Origin of the sequence: Aliiglaciecola sp. 3_MG-2023 (assembly GCF_030548205.1) — a bacterium.
Lineage (GTDB): Bacteria > Pseudomonadota > Gammaproteobacteria > Enterobacterales > Alteromonadaceae > Aliiglaciecola.
Genome location: NZ_JAUORV010000001.1, coordinates 109,987 through 136,366 on the forward strand (window position 1 = coordinate 109,987; position 26,380 = coordinate 136,366).

At 41.6% G+C, this 26,380-nt stretch carries 26 protein-coding genes; 1 reads left to right on the plus strand and 25 read right to left on the minus strand.

All coding sequences use genetic code 11. The features are described from left to right. Positions 1–22 precede the first annotated feature (22 nt). From Q4574_RS00515 to Q4574_RS00620, 22 genes are all read right to left on the minus strand, one after another. On the minus strand, positions 23–481 hold the full coding sequence (locus Q4574_RS00515) for an adenylyltransferase/cytidyltransferase family protein (RefSeq protein ID WP_303470231.1): 459 nt from the start codon (positions 479–481) through the stop codon (positions 23–25). After that, entirely contained in the window at positions 478–1,374 is an 897-nt protein-coding gene (locus tag Q4574_RS00520; RefSeq protein WP_303470233.1) for a LicD family protein, read from the minus strand. The genes Q4574_RS00515 and Q4574_RS00520 overlap by 4 nt, the downstream gene beginning before the upstream one ends. 31 nt (positions 1,375–1,405) lie before the next feature. Continuing rightward, positions 1,406–2,578 (minus strand): acyl-CoA reductase, encoded by a 1,173-nt coding sequence (locus tag Q4574_RS00525; protein ID WP_303470235.1) that lies wholly within the window; start codon positions 2,576–2,578, stop codon positions 1,406–1,408. Beyond that, entirely contained in the window at positions 2,575–3,684 is a 1,110-nt protein-coding gene (locus Q4574_RS00530; protein WP_303470237.1) for an acyl-protein synthetase, read from the minus strand. The genes Q4574_RS00525 and Q4574_RS00530 overlap by 4 nt, the downstream gene beginning before the upstream one ends. After that, complete coding sequence (locus tag Q4574_RS00535) at positions 3,681–5,096, minus strand: AMP-binding protein (protein WP_303470239.1); 1,416 nt, start codon at positions 5,094–5,096, stop codon at positions 3,681–3,683. Before Q4574_RS00535 ends, Q4574_RS00530 begins: the two co-directional genes overlap by 4 nt. A gap of 3 nt (positions 5,097–5,099) precedes the next feature. Further along, complete coding sequence (locus tag Q4574_RS00540) at positions 5,100–5,825, minus strand: SDR family NAD(P)-dependent oxidoreductase (RefSeq protein WP_303470241.1); 726 nt, start codon at positions 5,823–5,825, stop codon at positions 5,100–5,102. Beyond that, entirely contained in the window at positions 5,818–6,063 is a 246-nt protein-coding gene (locus tag Q4574_RS00545; protein ID WP_303470243.1) for an acyl carrier protein, read from the minus strand. Before Q4574_RS00545 ends, Q4574_RS00540 begins: the two co-directional genes overlap by 8 nt. A 14-nt stretch (positions 6,064–6,077) precedes the next feature. Next, on the minus strand, positions 6,078–6,647 hold the full coding sequence (locus Q4574_RS00550) for a GNAT family N-acetyltransferase (protein WP_303470245.1): 570 nt from the start codon (positions 6,645–6,647) through the stop codon (positions 6,078–6,080). Between the two features lie 4 nt (positions 6,648–6,651). Next, positions 6,652–7,713 carry a UDP-2,4-diacetamido-2,4,6-trideoxy-beta-L-altropyranose hydrolase gene (pseG, locus tag Q4574_RS00555; RefSeq protein ID WP_303470248.1) on the minus strand — a complete coding sequence of 354 codons (1,062 nt, stop codon included), beginning with the start codon at positions 7,711–7,713 and terminating at the stop codon, positions 6,652–6,654. A 30-nt stretch (positions 7,714–7,743) separates the two neighbouring features. Continuing rightward, positions 7,744–8,796: a pseudaminic acid synthase gene (gene pseI, locus Q4574_RS00560; RefSeq protein WP_303470249.1), complete on the minus strand. Its 1,053-nt coding sequence runs from the start codon at positions 8,794–8,796 to the stop codon at positions 7,744–7,746. Further along, positions 8,789–9,748 (minus strand): glycosyltransferase family 9 protein, encoded by a 960-nt coding sequence (locus Q4574_RS00565; RefSeq protein WP_303470250.1) that lies wholly within the window; start codon positions 9,746–9,748, stop codon positions 8,789–8,791. The genes pseI and Q4574_RS00565 overlap by 8 nt, the downstream gene beginning before the upstream one ends. A gap of 1 nt (position 9,749) precedes the next feature. After that, on the minus strand, positions 9,750–10,442 hold the full coding sequence (gene pseF, locus Q4574_RS00570; RefSeq protein WP_303470253.1) for a pseudaminic acid cytidylyltransferase: 693 nt from the start codon (positions 10,440–10,442) through the stop codon (positions 9,750–9,752). Next, a complete protein-coding gene (gene pseC / locus Q4574_RS00575) occupies positions 10,439–11,602 on the minus strand; it encodes a UDP-4-amino-4,6-dideoxy-N-acetyl-beta-L-altrosamine transaminase (protein WP_303470255.1) in 1,164 nt (387 codons plus the stop codon). The genes pseF and pseC overlap by 4 nt, the downstream gene beginning before the upstream one ends. 9 nt (positions 11,603–11,611) lie before the next feature. Continuing rightward, the gene (gene pseB / locus Q4574_RS00580) at positions 11,612–12,613 is read right to left on the minus strand and encodes a UDP-N-acetylglucosamine 4,6-dehydratase (inverting) (RefSeq protein WP_303470256.1); all 1,002 of its coding nucleotides are present in this window, start codon (positions 12,611–12,613) and stop codon (positions 11,612–11,614) included. 337 nt (positions 12,614–12,950) lie between these two features. Further along, on the minus strand, positions 12,951–13,259 hold the full coding sequence (locus Q4574_RS00585; RefSeq protein ID WP_303470259.1) for a hypothetical protein: 309 nt from the start codon (positions 13,257–13,259) through the stop codon (positions 12,951–12,953). Then, positions 13,256–13,687: a flagellar export chaperone FliS gene (gene fliS, locus Q4574_RS00590; protein ID WP_303470261.1), complete on the minus strand. Its 432-nt coding sequence runs from the start codon at positions 13,685–13,687 to the stop codon at positions 13,256–13,258. The genes Q4574_RS00585 and fliS overlap by 4 nt, the downstream gene beginning before the upstream one ends. Positions 13,688–13,699: 12 nt before the next feature. Continuing rightward, a complete protein-coding gene (gene fliD, locus Q4574_RS00595; RefSeq protein WP_303470264.1) occupies positions 13,700–15,160 on the minus strand; it encodes a flagellar filament capping protein FliD in 1,461 nt (486 codons plus the stop codon). A 20-nt stretch (positions 15,161–15,180) separates the two neighbouring features. Continuing rightward, the gene (locus Q4574_RS00600) at positions 15,181–15,615 is read right to left on the minus strand and encodes a flagellar protein FlaG (protein WP_303470268.1); all 435 of its coding nucleotides are present in this window, start codon (positions 15,613–15,615) and stop codon (positions 15,181–15,183) included. Positions 15,616–15,704: 89 nt separating this feature from the next. Continuing rightward, positions 15,705–16,529, minus strand: a complete 825-nt coding sequence (locus Q4574_RS00605) for a flagellin (protein ID WP_303470271.1) — start codon at positions 16,527–16,529, stop codon at positions 15,705–15,707. 906 nt (positions 16,530–17,435) lie between these two features. Then, positions 17,436–18,263 (minus strand): flagellin, encoded by an 828-nt coding sequence (locus Q4574_RS00610; protein WP_303470272.1) that lies wholly within the window; start codon positions 18,261–18,263, stop codon positions 17,436–17,438. Positions 18,264–18,757: 494 nt separating this feature from the next. Then, complete coding sequence (locus Q4574_RS00615; protein ID WP_303470273.1) at positions 18,758–19,600, minus strand: flagellin; 843 nt, start codon at positions 19,598–19,600, stop codon at positions 18,758–18,760. A gap of 365 nt (positions 19,601–19,965) precedes the next feature. Beyond that, positions 19,966–20,790: a flagellin gene (locus tag Q4574_RS00620; RefSeq protein WP_303470275.1), complete on the minus strand. Its 825-nt coding sequence runs from the start codon at positions 20,788–20,790 to the stop codon at positions 19,966–19,968. A 260-nt stretch (positions 20,791–21,050) separates the two neighbouring features. Here Q4574_RS00620 and Q4574_RS00625 point away from each other — a divergent pair, with 260 nt between their 5' ends. Next, positions 21,051–21,977, plus strand: a complete 927-nt coding sequence (locus Q4574_RS00625) for a hypothetical protein (RefSeq protein WP_303470278.1) — start codon at positions 21,051–21,053, stop codon at positions 21,975–21,977. Positions 21,978–21,986: 9 nt separating this feature from the next. On the opposite strand, the gene flgL is transcribed toward Q4574_RS00625, so the two are convergent. The 3 genes from flgL to flgJ are packed head-to-tail and all read right to left on the minus strand — an operon-like array spanning position 21,987 to position 26,365. Then, positions 21,987–23,213 (minus strand): flagellar hook-associated protein FlgL, encoded by a 1,227-nt coding sequence (gene flgL, locus Q4574_RS00630; RefSeq protein ID WP_303470279.1) that lies wholly within the window; start codon positions 23,211–23,213, stop codon positions 21,987–21,989. An 8-nt stretch (positions 23,214–23,221) separates the two neighbouring features. After that, positions 23,222–25,318: a flagellar basal body rod C-terminal domain-containing protein gene (locus tag Q4574_RS00635; RefSeq protein WP_303470281.1), complete on the minus strand. Its 2,097-nt coding sequence runs from the start codon at positions 25,316–25,318 to the stop codon at positions 23,222–23,224. A 24-nt stretch (positions 25,319–25,342) separates the two neighbouring features. Then, complete coding sequence (gene flgJ, locus Q4574_RS00640; RefSeq protein WP_303470283.1) at positions 25,343–26,365, minus strand: flagellar assembly peptidoglycan hydrolase FlgJ; 1,023 nt, start codon at positions 26,363–26,365, stop codon at positions 25,343–25,345. Between the last annotated feature and the right edge of the window lie 15 nt (positions 26,366–26,380).

Here is a 26,380-nt window from a genome sequence, read left to right on the forward strand (position 1 = left end):
ACAACAATCATTATAAAATCACCTATTCCAATGCTTTTACAATATCCAGCACACCATCCAAACCTTGTTTGATTTTTTGGATTGCTTCACTATCTATTTGTGACAGTGCTTTTTTTAAACTTGTTGTTGAAATACTAGGAGTACGTGGCAAATAAATGACCTCACACAACGTCTGAAGCTCATCAAATTTTCCTTGCCAATCTGCGCCTATTCCAAAGACATCAATATTGTACTCTTTAATATCCTCGCTTTTTTGCTCCCAATTGTGTTCGGGTATTACTAAATCAACACAACCTAAAGCGCCAACAATCTTTGCCCGTTCAGCGTAACCGTAAATGCACTGTTTACCCTTTAAAAGATTAAACTCGTCGGTAGACACACCTACAATGAGTTTGTCTCCCAACGCACTTAGACGTTCCAATAAATTAACATGACCAACATGAAGTAAATCAAAGGTGCCATAAGTTAGAATCGTTTTCACAAGGTTTTCTCGTCATATAATGTTGATGACTGAATATCATCCAAGGTCCAATCAGATTTAGGGGTTTGCCAATCACCGTAGTGGCGACTTAAATACCCTTCTACATCACTGGGTATAAATATAGATTTATCACGAAATGTAAAAGAAGCCAGTTGAAGCATGTGACGACTTGGCATGGAAAACCCTCGAGATGCAATAACATAATCCATTACATGCTGGTCTACATACTTTACAAATAAATCAATTAAAGGAAGCTGACAGTTAGCATCTGTTGGCTCTAACTTAAAACTCCGCGTATCACCAGCCTTTACTAGACCGAAAGCTTGTTCTGCGTAATACTCGGTAATTTTCCATGGCTGATTAGACACTCGTTCTAAGGCCGTCAACAGTGTACCTTGATTGCTTCTTATTTTTTCAATGTCATCCCTTAAAACGGCAATATCAAAATCATCGTCCCAAGGGATAAAAGCATCATCTCGATAAATACCTAATAAGGTACCAGCGTCCACATAATACTTTATGCCACTTTCCGTTAATGCATCACACAAAGCCAATAATACCTCTTCACATACCTGTTTTGTCAGGTCACTATCACCAAAGTGGAAGCGTTTCATTGCAGTTGCATGCAATACTTTAATTTTTTTCTCGGCAATATTTTCTTGTTGTTTTAACTGTGTTTCTATTTGTTCAAAATATTCACTGGCAATCATAATTACATCATAATTGAGATTATGTAGTTCTTTCACCGAAACAATTGGGATGCCATCGATCTCTAAGCCGCTCTTTTGTGGGTCGTTGTCACAAAAGGCGATAATTTGGTAATCAGAGTGCAGATTATTCTTAGCAGCCATACCGGCATTTCCCGCTCCAAATATAATCACTTTTTGCTTCAAAATATTTGCCTCTATTTCTGCACTTATCTCACTAACCGATCACATTTAATCGTGAAAGTTGATCAAACAGGTTATACCCATCCCAAACCGGAGAAAAATCTAATGCCTGGCCCACAGGCACAATTCTATCTATTCCCTGTATCGACGGTTGCTGAGCAAACTTGACTAAGCTTTGTTGCTCTAGCCCCCAGTAGCTCAAGGTTTGTAGTTTAGCATTGCTTGTTGCTGCTATGTCTTCCAAGGTGTCTATTTGCATCAGTAAAAAGTAACCACCACCGAGATGCCAATCTAGCCAATGCTCGTCAAAACAGCTGACAGGAATCACTCCCACGGCGCTTTGAATGATGGGCTCAGCAGCTTCCCCGGTACTTTTTAGCAACTGACTCGTAACCAGGTGATCATTTAAACTATTAATCGTTTGTTCGTTTTGCGTGGCCAGACAATTTACTTGTTGAAATAACTCGAGTTGCAAAGCCCTATCGCCTAACCAATAAATCAACCTCGGTGATGAACACGCCAACTGCCCATGAGGCTGAGTATCTTGCCATAAGAGTTGCGCTAATTTTGGTACATTCTCTCTGGTTAATTGGTCACCGTTGATCACAGCAGCAGAATACCTATCAGCAAAACTAATATCGCGACAACGGGGCTGACAAGGTAATTGCCGAATAGCATTAACACTTTCGTCTCCACCCCAGATAACACGCGCATCCGCTTTACTGCTGAGTATTTTCGAATATTCTGACTGCTTATCGTAATGTATAAACAGGTTATACTGCCCTAATCGAACGAAGGCTGGCTGCGCAAAAAGCCGGTTTATGATACCCAATAAGCACCCTCTTAATTCGGTGCTTTTGGTTGCCACTCGAACGACATTGTGATTCCCCATTAGCAAGGAACATATCCAGCTGTAGATAAACATAGTGTCCACATTTGCAGGGGTGAAATGCAAAACCCATCCTAGGGGTTTAACAATCCCGGTAGGAGCAAATTCATGTAATTTTTTCAGGTTAGATTTCCGTAACCAGAACCCCAAAGCCACTAATTCTGGAAAAGATTTGGCTTCGCTATCTTTTAACAATGCAGTAGACAAAGCCTCAATAAAACTCAACACTTCAGGATCAAAACACCTAAACCCTTCAGCGCGGTGATTGATCATATTCAAATCACCTCCCACTGGCGCTAAGATAGTCAACGAGCTCATAATGATGTCTCTGAGTGTGTATCACTACAACCGCGCACTTCGGTCTTAGGGAGTCGACCTTTGATTGCAAAATACTTGCCTTTGGCGCCGCACAGACAATCGTCCACACCTTTTAAAATACCTAAATCTTCAGTAAGTAAGCTATGTCCAGGATAGCTGCTTGGCAAGGCTGATAAAACTTGCACTAAACCTGTTTCGCCCATGGCTGACTCCTTCAATGTAAACGGATCACGAATCACCACATCGGCAAATATGGGGGCATGTAAATGGCCCTGTGAACACTCTACAAACACCGACCCTACTTGCTCCGCCATGCCATAAAAATTAAAGCATTTTGAAATGCCAGTTGTTGCCATCAACGTCTGCTTGAAAGTGACGTTGTCAACCTGTTGTTCAATTAGCTTTTTCCATCCGCCACTGTGAATCAAAATGCCATTTGGTAAGGATATTGTCTTGCCGTTATTTTGTAATGCTTTTATAAAATACAACCAGACCATGAAAGTAAAACCAAAAATCAACACGGGCTGTTCAGCGTACTTTTGGCAAAATGCTTCAATAACAGGCCAATTAGGCTGCATATTTTCATCCAGGGCATAGGTATGGTCTCGACCAAAAAAGGCTAAGCCTTGAATACCCGCAGCTCTGGCACTGAATTCTGGTTTTTTAAGAATATCGGGAGAGTCGATAATCAACATTGGCAAACGCTGTCGACCTATAGTTTGCTGTAAAATTTTAACCAAAACCTTACTTTGCCTGGCACTGGTGGCCTTGTCTAAATAGATGGTTGCCGGTGTTTGAGAGGTTGTTCCTGAAGATTGCAGTACCTTGAACACATTTTCGTCAGAGATACTTTTTAAGTTCAACTGTTTAAACAAGCGCACAGCTAAATAAGGTAATTCATCGATTTTCTTTGCATCGCCTACGTGGTGATCAACAATGTTCTGATACGCTTGGCAATGTTGCTGATGAAGTTGATGTAACTGGTTTAATACCGGCAGCAATAAGGCTTCTTTTTGGCTTTGTTCAAGGGCATAAACATCCGACGCTAGCAGCTCTTCGAATAAACTCAGGTATTTTACTAGTATTGGGTTACTATCATTAATCATAGTGATTCAGCCAATACCGAATTAAGCACGCCTTGATAATCTTTTTTGCCATTTTCAGTTAACGGCAAAACATCGTAATAAGTCACTTTGATCATCCTTGGATGTAAATCAAAACGTTGGCTTAGCCATTTTTTGACATCCACATTAGGTTGCTGATGCTTCTCAGACACAATTGCCACCACCAGACAACTATCGTTACCTGTGGCTAATCCGGCAATATTCAGCTCTTGCAAACTCACCTCAACTTCATCTAAGTCAATTCGCAAACCAAATAATTTAACAAAACGCGATTTACGCCCGGTGATAAAATAATCACCATCGTCGTCAAAATAAGCCAAATCTCCTGTCCCTAGCCATCTATCCTTAGATGGGTTTGAATCGATGGATAAGCCATTTAAATCGGCCTGATTATTAACATAACCAAGCATCACATTGGCACCAGAGTAAAACAGTTCGCCGACCCTATTAGGTTGCTCAATTACTTGATTTTGCTCATCAACTAACTTAAATCGTCCTCCAGGAATAGCACGACCAATTGACTCAGGCTTTTGAGTGACGAGTTTGGGATCTAAAAAAGCCATTCTTGGACTTGCTTCGGTTTGGCCGTACATCACAAAAAACTCGCTTCGATTCTGTTTCGCAAATTGACCTAATGTTTTAATGGCGTCACAGGCCAGTTTTCCACCCGCTTGGGTAAAGTAGCGCAAATGAGGTAATGATTTGCGATCAAAGCGCAACCTGAGAAGCATCTCATAGGTAAAAGGTACACCGGCAAAACTATTGATCTTGTGTTGCTCAAATAACTGCCAGTAGTCACGACTCACCGGACTTGCATCCGAAAAAATACAACAAGCCCCTTTGTGCAAATGGGAATTGATGATTGAGAGCCCATAAGAATAGAAAAAAGGCAAAGAACACAGCGTCTTGTCCGTATTCTCTATGGGCAAATACGCACAAATAGCCTCGGCGTTGGCCTGCAAATTATGCGCGCTCAAGGCAACTTGTTTAGCCGTCCCCGTTGAACCTGAGGTAGATAGCAATAAACTCCCTTGGCAATCATGCAAAGTGCTACTTGTTTGATGATATTGAATCGTACTTTTTTGCAGTGCCGAACAGCTTATGGTCGCACTTGGATCAAACTCTTTATACAATTTGCGTAAAACAGAATTATCTGTATCTGGACTGAGTAGCATCCCACAGTGACCTTGCCTCATTACACTTAGATAAGCCACCAAAGTAGATAAGCCATTAAACGCCAATATAAAAATCACACCTTTGCGGCGACCTAAATGTTGACTGAGGTCCCCTTCCAAACGTCTGCAAGCTTGTTCAAGCTGCGCATAGCTAAGTTGCTGCTCTCCTTCAATGGCAGCGATATTGTTAGCATGTTGGGAAAGTGCGTCATAAAACATTGTTTAGAGGCTCAATCCACCATCGATACCGATAATCTGACCGGTAATAAATGATGCATTATCGGATAACAAGAACGCGATGAGTTTAGCGACATCTTCAGGAGTCCCTGCCCGTTGCAACGATGTAGCATCAATCAAAGTTTGGCGTTTTTGCCCTTCATAGGAGGCTGTCATGGGGGTATCTATAAAGCCTGGGGCTACACCGTTCACACGGATCCCCAAAGAACCCAACTCTTTTGACAATGATTTAGTTAAACCCGACAACGCAGATTTACTCATGGCGTAGGCTGCTTGCCCTGCACTGCCGTTTTCACCGACGATGGAACAAAGATTGACGATGCTACCGCTGCGATTTTTGGTCATCAGTCGCATAGCTAATTGACTGTGAGTAAACGCAGAAACACTATTTACCGCAAATTGCGTTTGCAGATCAGCAGAACGAGTCAGCATAAACCCAGAATCCAGCATAACGCCAGCACAGTTTGCTAAGCCATGCAATTGTCCCGACTCTTTCATTATGCTTGCAAACCCTTGCTTCACACTGCTTTCATCAGTGACATCATAGGTAAGCACCTTAGTGTTGACTAACTGACTCGACAACTCTTGTAGCTGATCTTTATTACGCCCAGCCAGATACACAAATGCGCCTTGTTTAGCGCATTCAATTGCTGTCGCCCGACCGATTCCACCGCTAGCCCCGGTAATTAGCAGTGTTTTTTGCTTAAGCATCAAACTCGATTTCATATTTAGCTAATATTTCTTTTGCCTTGGCCACTGAACTCATGTCTATTATATCGTCGGTATCTAGCATTACGTTAAATAGGTTTTCCAACTCCGCAATTAAAATCATGTGGGCAGTGGAATCCCATTCAGGAATACTGTTGTAAGCTAAATCATCACTTACCTTTTCCAGCGGTATGGCTAAACTGTCGGAAAAGGCTTGTTTTATTCGTTCTTGGTTATTCATTAAAGTTTCCTTTATTACTCTCTATGCTTCCTAGGAGTGCGAGAAAGTAAGGCTTTCAGTGCTTTGCTATCCCGTTGATAATCATCGAAATTCAAACTAATTTCAATTAAATCACCTGGTTTGACTATTTGATAACCTAATTTTAAATTGTAATTAAGTGCAGCCTGATTATTTGACTTTACTTTAGCGACTAATTTTTGGCACTTTAAGGATTCAAAACAGTAATCGTTAATTAATAATGTAGGAGAAAAGGCGATTATGTTATTTCGGTATTTTGCTTCACCAATATACAAACCAGGCTCGATGATCTTTGCTTGGGAAAGAGGCTTACCCAATTCTCTCGATTGAATATTAACACTACCAATATCCTGATCTTTATACGAAATCATAAAATGTTGTTGGCTAGGATCACGACTCACTTTGCGAAACCAAGCAGATTGCTGCTCTTCAGTAATTTCTGTTTGAGAAACCATAAACTGGCGAATTTCTGTGTCATTTCGCCACTGTCGTAGAAGCGGAAGATCTTTTTCCTGCACTTCTCTTAGACTGACTTGATAACCTGTTAGTATCTGATTCTGTTCCATAATTTTACTTTTTGTTGGCAATACATAAAGTTTGTATTTGCTCAATCACCCGCTGAGCACCTCGGCTATCTCTGCTGGCTAAAGCTCTACTTTGCATATTTAACAACGCGGCCTCATTAGACCATAGGGAAACAACACGCTGTACAACCTTTGCGACGCGTTGTTGTGTTTCATTGTGTCCTACAATAGCGCTAAAATCTTCCGTAATACACCAACCTTGGAGTACTGCAGCCTTAGTTGCTTCAAGTTGATTATCTGCCACAGTTAATAAACAACTGGGTGTGGCAGTAGCATGTAACTCAAATTGACTGCCACCAGCGGCAGAGATGGCCAACCGCGTTTGTAAAAACCATTTTGCTATCTGCTGGCAGTCATGAAGATGTTCTACCTTTATCTTAGTATGATTAAGGTGGTTTTTTAGTTGTGTGAGAAAGGGATAAGCGGCCCCACTGATTATCAATAGTTTTCCGGAAAACCCCATCCGTTCCAAACTCACAAATAAGGGTATGATTAAATTTGCCGGGTCACTGCCCCCCATTACTATGGTTAGGTACTCACGCTGTTCTATTGGCTTGCTTTGTAAATCACAAAACTCCTGACGCAACACACGGAAAGAATCCCCTAAACAAAGTTGCGTATCCGGTTGGTTCAATGCATAACCCAATTGATTTGCACTTGACGCACCGTTGATAATAAGGTCAGCGTACAGGTTTCCAGCATTATTCATATCATCGAAACACACTACAGGATAATTTAGCGAAGCAAGTTGCTGACGATATTCTGCAGAAAAATGATACCCATCAATCACGATGACATCGATGTTATGATTGATGCAACAATCACTTATCTTTTCTATTTCCTGGATATCTGTTTTAAACTCAGGCATCACATGCACTTGTCCAATCCAATCCTGACGGTTTTGACTGAGTTTAGCGCCTTCCGAATTAAGTAAAAAAACAGCTGAAAATTGGTTTTTAGAAGCAGCTTGAGCCAAAGCCAAACAGCGCATTAAATGGCCTAAACCTGAGGTAACACCCGCATTTACTCTGAATAAAATATGCTGCATAGAATCGTTAATGGGCTGTGGTTTTAGTGGTCATTCAAATAAATCCCATGTTAAAGCCGTACCAGGCGGAAGTGTTTTTTTGGCTTTTTTACCTAGAACAGAATCCCAATGTTTTGGCTCAAGGCCGCTAGCGGGACGCACGATTCGCAAGTTTTGACGGGTTAAAGTTTGACCTACTGGTATCTCACTACTCACAAAAATAGAACGTCGGTAATGCTTTGACTTTTCCTCAGCAACACTTCCACCATAGGTCACACTTCCCATGGCTTCAAACCCACGCTCACTCTCTTCTACAAGGGATTTTAACTCGCTGGGCTCCAAAGAAAATGCTGCATCCACGCCACCCGCGTTGCGATCTAGAACAAAGTGTTTTTCAATCACAGTCGCACCTAAGGCCACTGCAGCAACGGAAACCCCGATACCAGCAGTATGATCAGATAACCCCACTTGCGTATTAAATGCAGCTTGTAAGTGAGGGATGGTCAATAAATTCGTATTGCTCGGCTCCGCAGGATAAGTACTGGTGCACTTTAGGAGAATAATATCGTCACAACCCGCTGTTTTAGCACAATCTACAGCTTGTTCGATTTCAGCTAAGGTTGCCATACCCGTTGACATAATTAATGGCTTGCCTGTGGCAGCGGCTTTGCGGATCAAAGGAATGTCAGTGAGCTCAAAAGAGGCTATTTTATAACAAGGAACATCTAAGGTTTCTAAAAAATCCACCGCATCTTCATCAAAAGGTGAACTAAATGCCAGCATGCCGAGTTCGTTAGCGCGTGCAAATAAACAACTGTGCCACTCGTAGGGTGTAGATGCCTTTGCGTATAGACCATGTAATGCCTCACCATGCCATAAGCTGTTTTTTTCTTGGATAACAAAATCAGCTGAATCAACATTGAGGGTCATACTATCGGCAGTATAAGTTTGTAATTTGATGGCATGGGCACCAGCTTTTGCCGCAGCTTCTACCATCGCCATGGCCAGTTCGAAATTCTGGCTATGGTTTCCGCTTAGCTCAGCAATAATAAAAGGCCGATGAGATGGGCCAATTAAACGCCCACCAATGGCGATATCACGCATTCTGTTGCGCCTCAAATATGGAGGTTATGCTTTGTGCAAGATCTTTTGGCTGAGGAAATTCATCGCTCTGGTCGGTGGCATAATCAGGCATCAAAATTCGCGGGTCCAACTGCCCGGGAATTAACAATGTAGGGGTTTCTACACAAGCGGCTAAAGAGAACATCGCATTCGGCAGACAGACCAAAAGATCACTGGATTTTAATCCTTGTAAACGCAGGCCTAAGCTTTCTTGCTCATTGTCTTGAATGACCAAATAGCCGATATTCTGCAGTATTGTTTTTAGCTCGTGGAAATAGGGATATGGATGCTGCGCATCATTAAGTGCCAAATAGATAATACGTTGGTTTGCGTCTAAGTACTTTTGTGCCGGTTTAATATCAATATGCCAATCCAATGGCATGCTATTAAATCCACAACAGCGGGTTAGATAAAATTCGGGATAACCGCCGTCAGGCAGATTATCACTTATCCACCATTGACTATGCCAACGGCTCATCCCCATAAATGAACTTTGCATATACTCAGCTGCATTGTTTACATACTCAGGCTGTAAACTTTGATTTTGTATCTGTTCAATTAACTGTTGCAGCGGCACATTTAAATAATTGCCCTGCACTGGCTCACCGGCATCTTTTAGAAAGCGGGCAAGTACACAGGGCATAAATGCTGTATCGAGGTTAATTATTTGTTCGAAGCCAATTTCAATGATGGTTTCTGCCAAACCAAGAAATGCCTCCAATGACTGCAAAATGTTATCCGGCCAATAATGCTTGGGCAAAGTTAAGAGCTTTGCACTGGGGGTAGCTAACTTCAGCACTTCGGCCCCTAAACCATGGGTCAGACAATAAATCTCAGTGTTCGGGTTTTGCTGTTGCAACTGACGAACAGTCGGCACAGCTATGCTAGCAACATCCCCCATTTCCAACATACGGATAACCAAAATTTTACTCATATTAGATTCCTTTGATATAGGCTTGATACATTAACTCTGCTCGCTGCCAATCTTCTGGTGTATCAATATCTTGGACCAAATGACGAGGGAGAATTACGGGCACACTGTGTTGAGAAAAAATGCCTTTTTTAGAAAGATAATCATCAGTTCTGCCCCAATAGAACTGACCTGCATCGTGGTAGGCCTCTTCTAAATCCTGAGAGCGTTTAAAAATATCTTGTTTAAACATTGGCTCAACATTGCCTTGTTTAACGCTGATTGCCCGTTGAATCGGAAAAGCAAAACTGGTGACAGAAAAAGAAAAGGATTTACTTTCATCTTGCTGCAACAAGGCTAACCCTTTTTGCAAATACTCAGCTTGTAAAAAAGGAGCCGTTGCATAAATACAGCAACAGAACTCAGGTTTTTCAAATTTATCGATGCAATATTCAATACCATGATTGGTGACAGGCCGCGTGCCTATCACATCGTTAGATAAGTTTTCAGGCCGTAAAAAAGGCACTTCAGCACCATATTTACGCGCAATATCTGCCACTTCTTGGGAGTCCGTTGAGACCCAAATTTTATCAAACAAGTTTGATTCTTGCGCGGCTTGTATTGAATAGGCAATCAGGGGTTTGCCCGCAAAATTACGAATATTTTTTGCTGGTATACGTTTACTTCCACCGCGGGCGGGAATGATAGCTAAATTCAAGCTAATACCTCATTTAATGCTTGTACTACTCTGTCTTGTTCATCGGCAGTCATACTGGGAAATAAAGGTAAAGTTAACGCATTCTGATAATAATTTTCTGCATTAGGGAAATCCCCTCGGGAAAACCCCAACTTTTGAAAGTAGGGTTGCAGATGAATCGGAATATAATGCACATTGACACCAATACCTCGCTCAACCAAAGCGGCATAAATAGCGTCTCTTTTATGCTCGTTAAGCTCGATAATGTAAACATGCCAAGCACTTTTATCGGCATTATTCATGGTCGGTAACGTCAATGGTAAATGTTTCAACATTTGGTTATAACGTTGTGCCAACATCTGACGTTTATTAATAAAGCCATCTAATTTTTTGAGTTGAGACAAGCCCAAGGCAGCATGAAGATCACTTAGACGATAATTATATCCCAGCGCTACCTGTTGATAGTACCAAGGCCCTTCAGAAGGTCCTTCCATCTGTTCTAAATCTCGGGTAACACCATGTTTGGCGAACAATTTGCTGCGTTCGAATAAGGTTTCATCGTTGGTCAACACAGCCCCTCCTTCGGCGCTTGTAATCGACTTAACAGGGTGAAAACTCAACACGGCTAAATCGGCGTATTCACAGCTCCCTATTTTGTTCTGTTGATAACTACCTCCCAGTCCGTGGGCCGCATCTTCGATAATACCCACCTTGTACTTGCGGCATAACTTAGCAATTTCTTGCATCTGACAACTGGCACCGGAAAAATGCACAACAACAATGGCTTTGGGTAATAAATTCGCGCTTTCAGCGTTTGCTAGCTTGCGTTCAAGGGCTTCTACACTAATATTTCGGGTTTCTGTATCGATATCTATAAAATCAATGGTTGCGCCGCAATATAAAGCACTGTTTGCGCTGGCCACAAATGAAATAGGTGAGGTCCAAACGCGATCGCCGTTAGCAACTCCCAATGCTAAACACGCCACATGTAAACCAGAAGTGGCACTGTTTACAGCAGTGGCATAGTTTGCGCCTGTATAGGTGGCTAAGGCCTTTTCGAATTTGGGAACGATGCTCCCTTGAGTAAGAAAGCGATTTTGCAGGACATCAACCACGGCAGCAACATCTTCATCATCAACGAAATGCTTTCCGTAGGGAATATTATCAACTGATTTGCTCACAATTGCGCCTTAATCTAACGTTAATTTATCTAAGGCTTCGAGTTCTTTAACCGTTAAAAAGTGGGGATTTGTACCAGAATGATATTCGAATTTATCTTCCACAGCTCGCCCTTTTTCACCCAATTTATTTAGGCGATAATCAACGGTTTTATCAAAAAACTTAATGGCTGGCGTAATCACATAATGATCATCAAACTCTAACGAATGGTGGGCCATTTCTTCTGGCACCATGACTTCGTGTAGTTTTTCTCCAGGGCGAATTCCGATAGTGTCGTAATCTCGACTGCCACTCATGGCTTCAACCAAATCTAGTATGCGAATTGACGGGATCTTAGGCACAAATATTTCGCCACCTTGCATCCGTTGGAAGTTAGTAATAACAAACTGAACGCCTTCGTCTAAAGTGATCCAGAAGCGGGTCATTTCCTCATGGGTGACAGGTAATTTGGTTTTGCCCTCGGCTAATAAATTCCGGTAAAAAGGGACAACTGAGCCCCTAGAGCCCACAACATTGCCGTAGCGAACCACTGCAAACCTTGGGCCCGACGCGCCAGAAATATTATTTGCAGCGACAAAAAGTTTGTCTGAAGCTAACTTAGTTGCACCATATAAATTGACTGGGTTTGCTGCTTTATCTGTTGATAATGCAATTACCCGTCGAACATCGGTTTCAATGGCCGCATCAATTACATTTTGCGCACCATTAATATTCGTTTTAATACATTCATTGGGATTATATTCAGCTGCAGGGACCTGTTTTAAAGCTGCTGCGTGAATCACATAATCAACATCTTTCATCGCTGATTTAAGACGATGTTTATCTCTTACATCACCAATAAAATAGCGCATACAAGGGGCATCAAACTGTTGCTGCATTTCGTATTGCTTTAATTCATCGCGGGAATAAATGATAATTTTTTTAGGTTTTTCATTCTTTAACAAATGCGAAACGAAACGTTTGCCAAACGACCCTGTTCCACCGGTAATCAATACGCTTTTATTTTCAAACATTTATCTTGTCTACCTGACACTGTTGTAACGCGAAGAAAGTTAACTGCGTTTTCGCTGCAATTGTATGTTGGCTTAAGTGCATTCGCAATTTGTTTTAAAATTATAGACTTATATTAGCCTAATGGAATGAAAGCCACTCACCCACTGTCAAATTTTTGAAACAGCAACTCTGTATGAAATGGATAAGCAATTATTATTCCTTCTATTATTTAGCAGAATTTTCCACAGCTAACAAACTATTCGCTAACATAGAAACGTAAAATAAAGTAAAGGACAGGGTTTTGATATAGAACGAGTTCCCAAACGCCTGCGAAGTGAAGTTTTGCCAAGAACGGGATTATTTGTATTTATTGACGCTTTTTTTGCCGCGGATTAAACCGCTCAATTGTTTCAACGATTCTTTAAGCTGTGTGTCTATGACCTTTGTCAGCGATTTATTAGTTTCTAACTCGCTCTCACTAAACAGTTTTTCAGCGGTTTGGTCTAGGGACTTTAGGTGATCAACCACAACTTCATCCCGTGTTTCGATAAGTTGCTTAAGCAATTTGTCATCTAACTCTGCAGCCGCCAACACAGTTTCGATTTGTGTGTTAATGGCTTTCAAGTTTTCTGGCGTATATTGGTGGCTCAGAGTTAGTTTAATCACACGACCGCTGTTCGTTTTTGTCGTTGCGCTTCATAGGCTTCTTGTTTTGCATCTTCAGGGATACTCGCCCACGCATTCTTAATAGGTAACATCAGGTTAATCACTTCATCCATGATGTTCAAGTCATTCTGAATATTGGCATCTGTGATACGCTGAATCATATAATCATATAAATTAAATAAGTTCTGACTCACTTCACTACCAATATCTAAATCTAGGGTGTCTCTAAGGTTCATCAAAATCGCTGAAACACGAGATAAGTGATCCGACTTACCTTCGAAATCTCTGCGCTCTATGCAACCTTTTCCATAGGCCATGCGATCTAACGCGCCTTGCATCAACATGAGTGTGATTTTATGGGGATCTGCAGAAGCAACATCCTGCTTTAAGTTGCCTTTTTTATAAGCATTGATGCCTTTTAATGCCATCGTTTTTACTCCTTATACTTGACCCAGAGAAGCCATTAGCGCATTACCTGTCTGATTTAGTTTTGTTACCGTTTGATCAAGGTTTAAATATTTATCACGCAATATTTCTTCAAAACTTAACATGCGAAGTTCGAATTGTTCTCTTTCTTCAGACAACTGATCTTTTTCATCTTTTGCTGATTGCTCCCTTGTCGCCAATAACCCACTGAAGGTTGTATACTCTTTTGTATATTCATACATGCGAGCAGCGATACCTTCATCTTCATCAGTAAACAAAGCCGCTATCTCGTCAAAGTTATCTTCTAATGCTTCGGCAAGGCGATCCTCTCCACTGCCTAAACCAAATTCATCATATGAAGAGATTTCTAGTTTGCCCTCAGAGTTAAGTTCAACACCAATTGCAAACAGTCCCCCTAGCGCAGAAGAGCTTACATTTGAGCCAACAATACTGCTTAACCCTGAGGTAATACTCCTGGCCATAAAATCACCAGCTAACGCTCCATCATTTTCTAACTCAGAAGTACCATATTTGGTAAGTGTATCAATCTCACTTGCCAAGGCATTAAAGTTATCGACAAAGTCTCTAATTTTTTTATCTAAACCTTCGGTATCATAGCCAATTTGTAACGTAGAGGTTTGAAATTCCCCCAGAGCATCTTTCGTTGAGACCGTTGATGCCTCAAAGGAAACGCTTGAAATCGTATTTTCGAATTCGTTGGTGCTAGATTCAACCGCAATACCATCAATGGTAGCTTGAGCATTTTGGGCGCTCAGAACTGGATCTAAATAAGACGCCGTTTCTGTTGAATCTGTGGTTGCTACTCGGTTTAGGTCTGCCAAGTCATTATTATTCACAATGACTAAATCGTTACCATCACCTGTAGTTGTTGAGGTTAAAACAAGCTTAGCACCACCATCAGCTGTACCCGTATCGATGATACTTGCATTCACACCAAAATTATCTTCTGAACTGTTTATTTTATTAGCAAGTTGCTGCAGTGTCTGACCGGCAGAAACGTTAATATCAAAACTATCGCCAGTACTATCAATTTTAAACGTTAGACTGCCGCTTCCAGAGGATAAAACCGTATCAGTTGAATCGCTAAAGCCGCCATCTACAGCATTCTCTGTTTCAAAGCGGCTGCCGCTAGCTAATTGGGTAACAGCAATTTGATATTCGCCTTTTACAGCACTATTGGCAGCTTCCGCAGTAAAAGGTTCGACGCTTTCATCGGGATTCGTGATAGAAGGTTCGCGACCTTGCAGATTGATATCACTGCGTAATTCATCAACGGTGTCGAGAAAGTCACTCATTTTAGACTTCAACTGGCCGATAGCAGAAATTTCAGAATCCAGTGACTCTTCTTTTTCGTCCAAACGAGCCTGTTTTGGCTCTCTTTCGGCGGCAATTAATTGCGTGACTAAATCATCTAACGCCAACCCCGAGCCTACACCTAATGATTGGATTGTCATGACGAACCTCTTTAAATAAATTAAGCTTGTTTGTTAAACAATACCCCCACTGCGCTACCTACGTCAGATTGGAGATCTTTGATTCTCTCAGACAAAGCGAGTACTTCTTCAGTGGGGATTTGTCTTATCACTTCCCCAGACTCCGAGTCTGTCACTTTAACCACTTGTCGTTCGCTCTTCTCATCAACAGAAAACGATAGTTGACGATTAGAAGTCTGCAGAAAATCACTTATTTCGCTAACTGCACTTTCAATGTTTACAGAACTTTCTGTGCTTTCATTGTTTGATACAGTTTTATCGGCCTGTCTCTGATTTTCTTGACCATTTTGCCCAGAATCGGCACCTTGCTTTTTTTCATTTCTGAGCTGATTTTGTTCAGATACGTTTACAGAAACCGACGGTGTTATGTCTTGCTGTGCAAAATTCTGGCCATACTGTGAAAAATTAACATCCATCTTTCACCTCCACTTCAAAGCAATTTGCCACTAACCATACAAGTATAGTGGCATTATCGTTGATAGACTAACCTAAAAAGCTAATCAAATTATCCTAGCAAAGACAACGCCGATTGAGGTCGCTGATTTGCTTGACTAAGCACAGATAAAGATGCCTGTTGAACAATTTGATTTCGGGTTAGCTCGGCAGTTTCAGTAGCAAAGTCGGTGTCACGAATACGTGAACGAGCACCAGCAATGTTTTCTGAAATGTTACTCAGGTTACGAATAGTGGATTGGAAACGGTTTTGCAACGCACCCAAATCAGCTCTTACTGCACCCACAGTCGATATTGCATTGTCAATTGACGTCAATGCGCCAGATGCACCTGCGATAGTGGCAACTGACAATGACCCAATGTTCAAACCTGAAGAACCGTATCCACCAGAGCGCGACAAGTTTACTGAAATAGTCTGTCCGCCATTTGCGCCAACTAGAAACGCAGCTGAAAATGTCCCTTTAAGAATATCTACGCCGGCGAACTGTGAGTCAGTCGAGATTCGTGAAATTTCAGTTTTCAGCGCTGAAACCTCTTTTTGTAACGCGAGTCTATCAGCAGAAGTATTGATACCATTTTGCGATTGCACCGCTAAGGTACGAATACGTTGCAAAGATGATGTTACTTCGCCCAAAGCGCCTTCAGCCGTTTGTGCTAATGAAATGGCATCGTTAGCGTTACGCACTGCTTGGTTTAGACCTTGAACTTGAGTCGTAAGACGATCTGAGATTTGCAGACCAGCCGCATCATCTGCTGCTCGGTTAATACGAAAGCCAGATGACAATCTTTCAAATGATGTGCTAAGTGACTGTCCTGAATTAAACAACTGACGCTGCGCATTCAAAGACGACACATTGGTGTTTACATATAAACCCATATTTACCTCCTGAGAACTACCTATTAACTGATAAGGTAATTCGCCTCAATTTTGACTTCCAAGAAATACATCTTGAAAGCCACCTCTCTTTGATTGAGAATCGGCACCTCTACCAACCCTCAACATAAAATTCTTTAAAAAGAATTCCCCTCAACTAATGTTATCGACCACTACTTGAAGATCTTTAGTTTTTTTATCTATTTTTTATAAAACTTAACATGTTGATAAATAAAGGTTTTTAAAAATACTCTAAAAATAATAAAAATTTAGTTAAAGAAAATAGGCTTAAATCGAAGAAAGTCAGGTGTTTTTTGGGAATAACGAATCACAGGGCTAAGCGGGTAAAATAAAGCGGGTATAAAGAAAAGGTTGAACAAATAAGCGTTCCTTGTGTCACAGACAGTTCAGATGGCGCTTAATGCCTAATATCTGCTTGCGCGAAATTTTGACTTTCGAGGGGTGTAGTTGAAGTTGAGCCACATCTACATGCAGATTAATTCATTGCCTTAATTTTACCCTGTAAGGAAAAATAATCCTTTGTCAGGTAACAATGTTAATTACTGGCACAGCGATTGCTAAATTAATTTCATATAAACGTGAGACAAATAACAAAAGCCATTTTTTTGGCATAAAAATAAAAAAAGGCCAGATCAAATGACCTGGCCAACTTGCTCACGTTAGGAGTACGAGCAAATACTGTTTCTGTCCGGCTGGCAGGGTTAGAGAATGAATACTGGCCTCTCAACCAAACTTCTACACTCTCAGTCCTGTTAGTCGGCTTTTTATTTAGGTGGTGCCGACACCACCGCCATCCTTGGCCAATCTAGACACATTTCCAATGTGCCTCTGGGTTGGCCTCTCAATTCCTACCCTCAGAAATATGATCCTCTAATTTGTTTACCGCTATTATCCAAGTAATTGCAATGCAGCTTGTGGCCGCTGGTTAGCCTGGGACAAAACCGTTAAATTCGCTTGTTGTAAAATTTGTGCACGGGTAAGACTTGCCGTTTCTGTGGCAAAATCTGTATCCCGAATACGCGATCTTGCCGCTGAAACGTTCTCAGATATATTACTCAGATTACGAATTGTGGATTGAAAGCGATTTTGTATTGCACCTAAATCAGCTCTCTTAGCGTCAATTATTGAAATAGCTTGGCTTACGCGAGTTAATGCTGCTGAAGCTTGGGCCTCTGATGCCACTGAAATATTGTAACCGGCAAACAATCCTGACGTACCGAATCCCCCGGAACGGGAAATATTCACGCTGATTGTCTGACCAGCATTAGCCCCGACGAGAAATTTTGCTGAATAAATACCATCCAACAAGTTGACGCCACCAAATTGACTATAGCTGGCGATACGACTTATTTCTGTTTTTAATGCGGAAACTTCTTTTTGTAAAGCTAGGCGATCGGCTGAATTATTAATGCCGTTTTGAGATTGGACCGCTAGCACTCTTATTCTTTGCAGTGCCACTGTTGTTTCGGCCAATGCACCTTCGGCGGTTTGCGCCAAAGATATACCATCGTTTGCATTCCTGACTGCCATATCCAACCCTAAAATTTGTGTGGTTAGACGATTGGATATTTGTAAACCTGCCGCATCATCTTTGGCTCCATTAATTCGAAAACCCGACGATAAACGCTCAAAAGCGGTACTTAAATCATTGTTGGTGGTAATCAATTGCCGCTTGGCATTAATTGACGAAATATTTGTGTTTACAAACAAAGTCATTATCCACACTCCTAAACTTTAATTAACTAACTGTTTATTAATAGTTTTACTTAAAAAATGTGTTGATAACTCAGTTAAATATAAATTTGGCACACTAAATGCTAAAATCATATTGTCAGTCATTACCATGGCTGACAGTTTTGCCAAGCAATTATGGTTGACAAAGCTGTACAAAAGTAAGAGCGAAAGCTCTGGTCGACGGGCGGAATTGATGGCCTATACCTCAATACCTCTCACTACCTCCTGGCGTCTTTTCTGCCCAGTCGACTGCCAATTAAAAAAGCCTATGGCTTGATAATGGAGTGAGAATTCGCCCGCGCTTTTATACAGCGTGAGTTATCTAGTTGTTTAAGTAAAACGTATCTTCTTCGGTCGGTTGCAGCCTGCCCCCACATTTTGCAATCCGGCCGTTTTCTTTTCTTCAATCAATCTTCAATGTTGCAGCCTGCCCCTGTTGCTTGCTCAGCATCATATTTCATGATCTTTCTCTCTTATTATTGCAACAGTTGCAAAGCAGCTTGTGGACGTTGATTAGCCTGTCCTAACACTGTGATACTGGCTTGTTGAATTATTTGCCAGCGAGTCAATTCAGCTGTTTCAGCAGCGAAGTCTGTATCGCGGATGCGAGATCTAGCCGCTGATACATTTTCTGAAATGTTACTTAAATTTCTGATGGTAGATTGAAACCGGTTTTGTATGGCACCTAAATCCGCTCTTTTAGCATCAATTATGGAAATTGCACCTAATACAGCAGTCATAGCACGAGATGCAGCGGCCTCAGAAGCAACAGAAATTAAATTTGAATCAATACTCTGCGAACCGAATAAGCCGGAAGTCCCGTACCCACCAGGTCTAGAGATATTGACACTGATTGTTTGACCTGGATTCGCACCGACCAAAAATGCAGAAGAATAAGCTCCACCAAGAATGTTGACGCCACCAAACTGTGAGGTTGCGGCAATTCGACTGATTTCTTGTTTTAAAGCATCGACTTCTTTTTGTAGTGCTAAACGATCAGCCGAGCCATTAATACCATTTTGAGATTGCACAGCAAGTACACGAATACGTTGCAATGCGGACGTGGTTTCAGCCAATGCACCTTCTGCGGTTTGCGCTAGAGAGATGCCGTCATTGGCATTTCTGACGGCCATATTAAGGCCAAGAATCTGAGTGGTAAGTCGGTTGGAAATTTGCAGGCCGGCGGCATCATCTTTCGCATTGTTTATGCGCAAACCTGAGGATAAGCGTTCAAACGCTGTACTTAAATTATTGTTCGACGTGAATAGCTGACGACTAGCATTCAACGACGACACATTTGTGTTGACGTATAAAGACATTTTTTTTCTCCTAACGATTTAAGCAATCCGCCTGACCTATTATTATTATTAGTGATCATTGCGGTGATTCTAAGTGCGCTATTATTAGTTTTATTACGTCACTTAATTAGGCGTGTACTTATTATTTTTTTAGTTTGTACATCGCTCTTGAAATCTTTATCGAACAGGATCGAAAAATTCTTTAGCCTAATTTCTAACTAAATATTAATTCCTATTATTTTCAATTACTTAGGTTGAGAAAAAAGCCGACTAAATTAGCCGGCGAAGCGCTCTTACGTTAGGAGGGAAAGAGCGCACTCTCTACGTTTTGGGCCATTAAATACAGATTCACTACCCCCTGGCTTTAATTTCCCAATCGTATTCTATTAACCTAGAAGCTGAAGCGCTGATTGTGGACGCTGATTAGCCTGAGACAAAACAGTTAAACTGGCCTGTTGGATAATCTGGTTACGTGTCAATTCAGCTGTTTCTGTCGCAAAATCTGTATCACGAATACGTGAACGAGCTCCAGCAACATTTTCAGATATATTACTTAAGTTTCTGATAGTTGATTGGAAACGATTTTGCAGGGCACCTAAATCGGCACGTACAGCTCCAACGGTTGAAATTGCAGCAGTAATTTCTGTTAACGCTGCAGATGCCTCTGTAATACTGGCAACTGAAGTACCAGCGATACCTAGGCCTGACGCTCCGAAACCACTGGTTCTAGACAAGTTCACAGAAATAGTTTGACCACCGTTTGCACCCACTAAGAATGCGGCAGAAAATGCCCCATCAAGGATGTCTACGCCGGCAAACTGTGAAGTTTGAGCAATACGTGAAATTTCAGTTTTAAGGGCGGAAACTTCTTTTTGCAGGGCTAAGCGGTCAGCAGAGGTGTTAATACCGTTCTGTGACTGTACCGCTAAAGTACGGATACGTTGAAGTGAAGTTGTTACTTCCCCTAACGCGCCTTCAGCAGTTTGTGCTAAAGAAATCGCATCATTTGCGTTTCTAACAGCTTGGTTAAGACCTTGAACCTGGGTGGTCAAACGGTCGGTGATTTGCAAACCAGCAGCATCATCCGCTGCACGGTTTATACGGAAACCAGAAGACAAACGCTCAAAAGACGTGCCTAAACGGTTAGATGAATCAAATAATTGACGTTGCGCATTTAAAGACGAAACGTTGGTGTTAACGTATAATCCCATGGGATTTCTCCTACACTCTCAGTCCAGCGTTTCGCTGGCAACCGATAAAATCGGTGGTTAAAAAACACATTCAAGAACATCAATCTTAGTCAAAACTAGATCGGTGTTACTGGCTCTCTCAGATAGGGTATCGACGGATAGAAAAATCCCTTTAACTAAATTTTGCCGTTTTTTATAAAAACGGCAAAAAATTTCCGCTTTGCAAAATGTAATTAATTGAGATTCAATAGGTTTTTAGACAAAAATAAATTTTAAAAAAGATGATTAATTGGACTAATTCGATTTGGAAAACGGCTAAACACTGCGCATTTACTGATATGTGTGTGTATGTAGACAAGCTGTTCGTTAGTTTTAGAGAAGCCACAGATCACATGAGCAAAGATGGAGATATACGCATTGTGACTTGTGACTTTAATGGTAAAAAAATAAATAGCGTCAGTCTTAAAATGGCTAATTGCGATCTGCGCGATCCCAAATTAACCGTAATGCCCGATGGTAAATTATTAATCAACGCCTATGCTCGTTGTTATGATAAAAATGGCAAATGGCTACATAGCCGCTCTTTATGTTGGTTTTCGCAAGATGGATTGAGTTGGTCTAGTCCACATTGGTTTGCTGAAAAAAATTGGTGGGTGTGGCGAATTCGTTGGCAAGGTGAACAGGCCTATGGATTTGCTTACAAACGCGCGCAACAACAACTCGACCTATACAAAGGCAATCCATTGCGTACTTTTGAATGTTTTAAACCCGATGCACTCAGTTTGGCCACCCATGGTCTTGGTTATCCCAACGAAAGTGACTTATGTTTCAGCGACAGCGGAGAAGCTTTTGCCGTAGTGCGTAGGGATGCAGACTCTTTTAGTGCGCAATGGGGAGTGTCAAAGCCCCCCTTCACCCGGTGGCAATGGTTTGATCTAAAAATATACATAGGCGCACCGGTGATCATCCAATTCGATCCTAAAACTATTTTAATTTGCGGCAGGGCCTGGCTAAACAGACAATTTAAAACGGCACTTTGGAAAATGAATGTTGAAACTCAAAAGCTGACCCTAGTAATGGTGTTACCTTCAGGTGGAGATTGCAGCTATGCAGGTATGATCAAACGCAAAGAAGGCATATTTATTAGCTATTATTCCAGCCACATAGACAATCAAAGCCATATTTACTTAACAAAACTTGAACTGTAAATTCAAACACTAGATGTAATCAAACAAGGTAAGCCCTGTTACTCTGGAAAAAGTAGCCTGGGCAGCTTGTAAAGCCGTTTCTTGTTTACTCAATTCAGATACGGCTTCTGCATAATCCACATCTTCAATATTTGCCCGGGCTGTTTTATTGGCAATTTCAAGATCCAAATTCGATTCATAAACAGATTCTGCTACATTCATGCGTCCACCTAAAGATGAAGTTGCATTGGCTAAAGATTTTGAGCCGTTATCAATTCCAACCAATGCATCAGCAATTGCCTCATTCAGTCCTTTATCACTTAAATCACCGGCATTTAACGCCAAATAAAAATTGTTTAAGGTTTCCGCGATATTATTTTTTTCCGGCTTATCAAGTTGAAAGTCAAAAGTATCCCCTACACTTCCTTCTAGATTGAACTCAATACCTTTAAATACAAATGGTTCGCCAGAAGTAAAATTGACGGTGTCAATGATGTCCCCAGTACCAACATTTTCAATTTGAACTTGATTACCCGCAATAATCGTCCCTTGAAATTGATTATTCGCTGCGGTCACCGCGTCATAATTATTTTCATGAAATTTATCAAAAGCGGATTGTTCACTAATGACAGAAGAAAATGATGCCAGTCCACTGTCCCCAGTAACGCTGAAATTAAGTCTTGCCAGAACGTTTTCAAATACCGACTTTCCTGAGCTATTAGACTGAATATTCATCGCATCTGATACTTGGATGTGCTTAACGCCATCATCCCCAGAAAACGTGTATTTTTGATCTGCCGCTGATGGGTTGTAGGTAAATGCTTCAGTTTGAGACTGATAGCCAGCAAATATATACTCGCCATTGGAATTTTGGGTATTCATGAGACTAAATACTTCATCTCGAATTGCGCCAATCTCTATGCCGATGGCCTGCAAATCAGATTCATCGTATACGCCATTTCCAGATTGGATCATCAATTGTCTGGCTTTATCCAACGCGTTATTAATATTGCTAAGAACCACCTCTTCCTGTTGCAATGAATTAGTCAGTAAATCGTTATTACGCTTGTATTGTGTAATTTTGTCGAGATCTTCAGTGAGTCTAACCACCTGCGCGGCACCCACAGGATCATCCGAAGGTCGCAACAACTTTTTCCCTGATGAGAGTTGCTGTTGAACATCTGATAAAGTTCCCTGATTTTGCGTAATTGTATTAATACTGCGGTCATACAACTGGTTTGTGGATATTCTAGCCATAGTACAATTTACCTTGTAGCACTATAAATGGTGTCAAATAATTCGCTTGCGGTAGTTAATATTCTTGCTGCCGCCGCATAGGTTTGCTGAAAGCGGATCAAGTTTGCCGCTTCTTCATCTAGATTCACACCAGACACGGATTGAAACCAATCGCTGGACTGGGTTTGCATCGCTTGTGCAGCCTGCATCGAAATATCTGCAGACGCCGTTTTAGCACCAATATCACTGACAATATTGGCGTATGATTCGTGGAATGTGATCAAATTTCCGACATTATTATTACTTTGTTGCATGATATCCACGTCTTGTAGACCAGCCAACTTTAAACCATTGCGATTATCATCTACCCCATCGGTGTTGTAGTTAATGGTAAACTCATCGCCCGCCACAGGTGTACCTTGTAGACTAAAATCATAGCCAGGAAAATCCGTCAAAGCAGAAAATGGCCAACTACCATCACTTGCCGCTTGTTCCATTAAATTATTGTAGTCAGTCACACCAGAAATCACGACTAATGATGCACCGGATTCATCAAAAATTTCGAATTCAGATTCGCTATTGAACACGATACGTGCCGGGCTGCCGCTAACAAAACCTCCACTACCGTCAAAAGCGGATGCCTGAGGATCAGTCAAAGTGCTATCAACAAAGGTGTTAGTGACAGTCGAATCAGTTAAACGTGCATCACCTAAATTATCCAAATTACTATCGACACGAAATGGCGAAGCTAAAGCAATATCCTCAGGTCTGGTCATAACCACTTCAATTGATTGGGCTGTGCTTTTTGTTGGTTGGAATAAATATCGATCTCCCACTGCGTAACTATCGCCATTGGGAAATTCGAGTTCCAAACCACCGATCACTTCAGTAAAGCTATCGGCCTGCGCATCCAAACCCGTATAAGATTGTGTTATGGCATTACCGTCTATATCAGTCACATAAGAGCCATCAGGGTTGACTAAGGTAACACTGATATCAACCGTATCGGGAGAACCGGGCGTGGTGCCGGTGATCTCCACCAAATAATCAGCAGCGGTAATTTTACTGGCGCCATCTTCGGTCATTCTGCCGTTCATGGTTAACGATAAATCAGAATTTGCCGAATAATTCAAACCTTGAAACTCTGGATTAGAAAATATGTTAACGCCTAGTTGGCCATCATAATCCATCCCTAGTCTATTCTGCTGATTTACGGCGCTAGTTAAGGCCATGGAAATTTGCCCGAGCTCTCGCTGCCCTTCAGCCAAAATCTCATCACGATAACGAAATAAACCGCCCATTTGTCCACCTAAGTTTTGCTCTGGTAGTCTTAACGTTGTAGGTTTTCCGGTGCTAGCTAAAAACAAATTTCGGTAATCGGGGTCAGGATCGCCACTTAGCTGAAACAAATTAAAAGATCCATCTTCCAGCACCAATGATTCACCAGAGGTTAAGTTCACCATCAATGAACCGTCATCGTTACCGTTATCACGGGTCTCAATGGACATTATCTCGGCTAATTCTAAAATTGCGTTATCACGTTGATTTTTGAGTACGCCGGGTTCATCAAATAAGTTGTTGCCTTCGGCTATTCGAATATTCGCGTTAAGGTCGGCTATGGTTTCAATTAGCTTATTCGCGGTATCTATGGTGGACTCTAATTCTAAATTGAGCTCTTTTTCCTTGTTGTCCATAAATTGCGACAAGGTACTCACCTGGCCCACCAAGGCATTGGCTTCGCCCAATACGAGTTGTCGAGCGGCCATATTTGTAGGTTCATCAGTGGCGGTTTGCAAAGAGCTAAAAAACCGACTCATGCTACTTGAGATGCTATTTGCTTCACTGGCAAAAATGTCATCTAACACACTAGAGCGTTGAAAATACGTTTCAAATTCACTTACTTGGGTGGTGTCTCGGCGCAGTTGATTTTGCGCAAACGTATCTAAAACACGTTCAGTGGTACCGCGGCCAACCCCTCCAACCAATTGGCTTTCGAAGGTTGTGCGTTCGCGAACATAGCCTTCGGAATTAACGTTGGCAATATTATTACTGGTGGTGGCGAGCAATTGATTGCTTGCCCTAACACCGCTGGTCGCAATAGTGTATAAATCGGCAGCTCTGATCATCTTTTTAACTCCCGCGAAAAACTGTTATTGCGCATTTTGTTTGCCAAACCCTAGTGTAGAAAACGCTGACTTAAAGGTGTCGCTATTCAATACCGACAGAATTTTATTAGCGTATTGAGGGTCGGTAGCGTATCCAGCGGTTTGTAGCGCACTGAAATACGCTTCAGGGTCATTCACGTTTTCTAACGCTTGTTGGTATCTTGGGTTGTCCGTTACAAAAGAAACATAATCTTTTAGACCATCGGCAAAAGAGTCATAGGTTCTAAACTGCGCTTTTTGTTGTTTAGCCACACCTTGATCAAATTCAACAGTATTGATTGCAGTGGTCTCTCCTTGCCAGCGATTGTCCGCTTTGATGCCAAACAAGTTGTGGGTATTTTGTCCACTTCCCGTATGGATCATGTATTGCCCCCACCCTGTCTCCACTGCAGCTTGAGCCAACAACGCTTTAGGATCGATACCCATTTTTTGAGCGATTTCTTGTGCATGGGGTAGCAAAGTTTGCATAAACTCCGACGGAGACGCAAAAGCACTTTGTTTAGTCGCACTCTGTTTAGGCGCATTTTGCATCGCTGAATTTTGTTGCATGACACTTTGATTAGTCTGTAAGGGATCATTATGACTTAGAGGAGCTGCGTACTCTTTAGCCCTCTGATGAACCATATTCATCAAATTGGCGTTATCCCTAACCGCACTGGCAGGCATAAAACCGTTTTCACCGGGACTAAGTTGTTGCACAATCAACTCAGCAATCCCCACTCCTCCACGAGACGACAAATCAACGGCTAATTGCTGATCATGCATATCGCGATAAAACTTAACTTGCTGAGAATTGAACGGACTCTCTTTGTCAGCCAACGCATCTTGTGCTTTTCGCATTGATTTGAGCATCATTTGTACAAATATGGCTTCAAATTGCTTAGCGGCTTCGTCTAATGCTTGTTTGTCACCACTTTGAGCTGCCTGACGCAAACTATCTATGCCCTTAAAATCATGGACATTGCGCGACATTTCTAGTTGTTGATCAATGTGGTTGTTCATTTCCATAATAAATTCACTGAT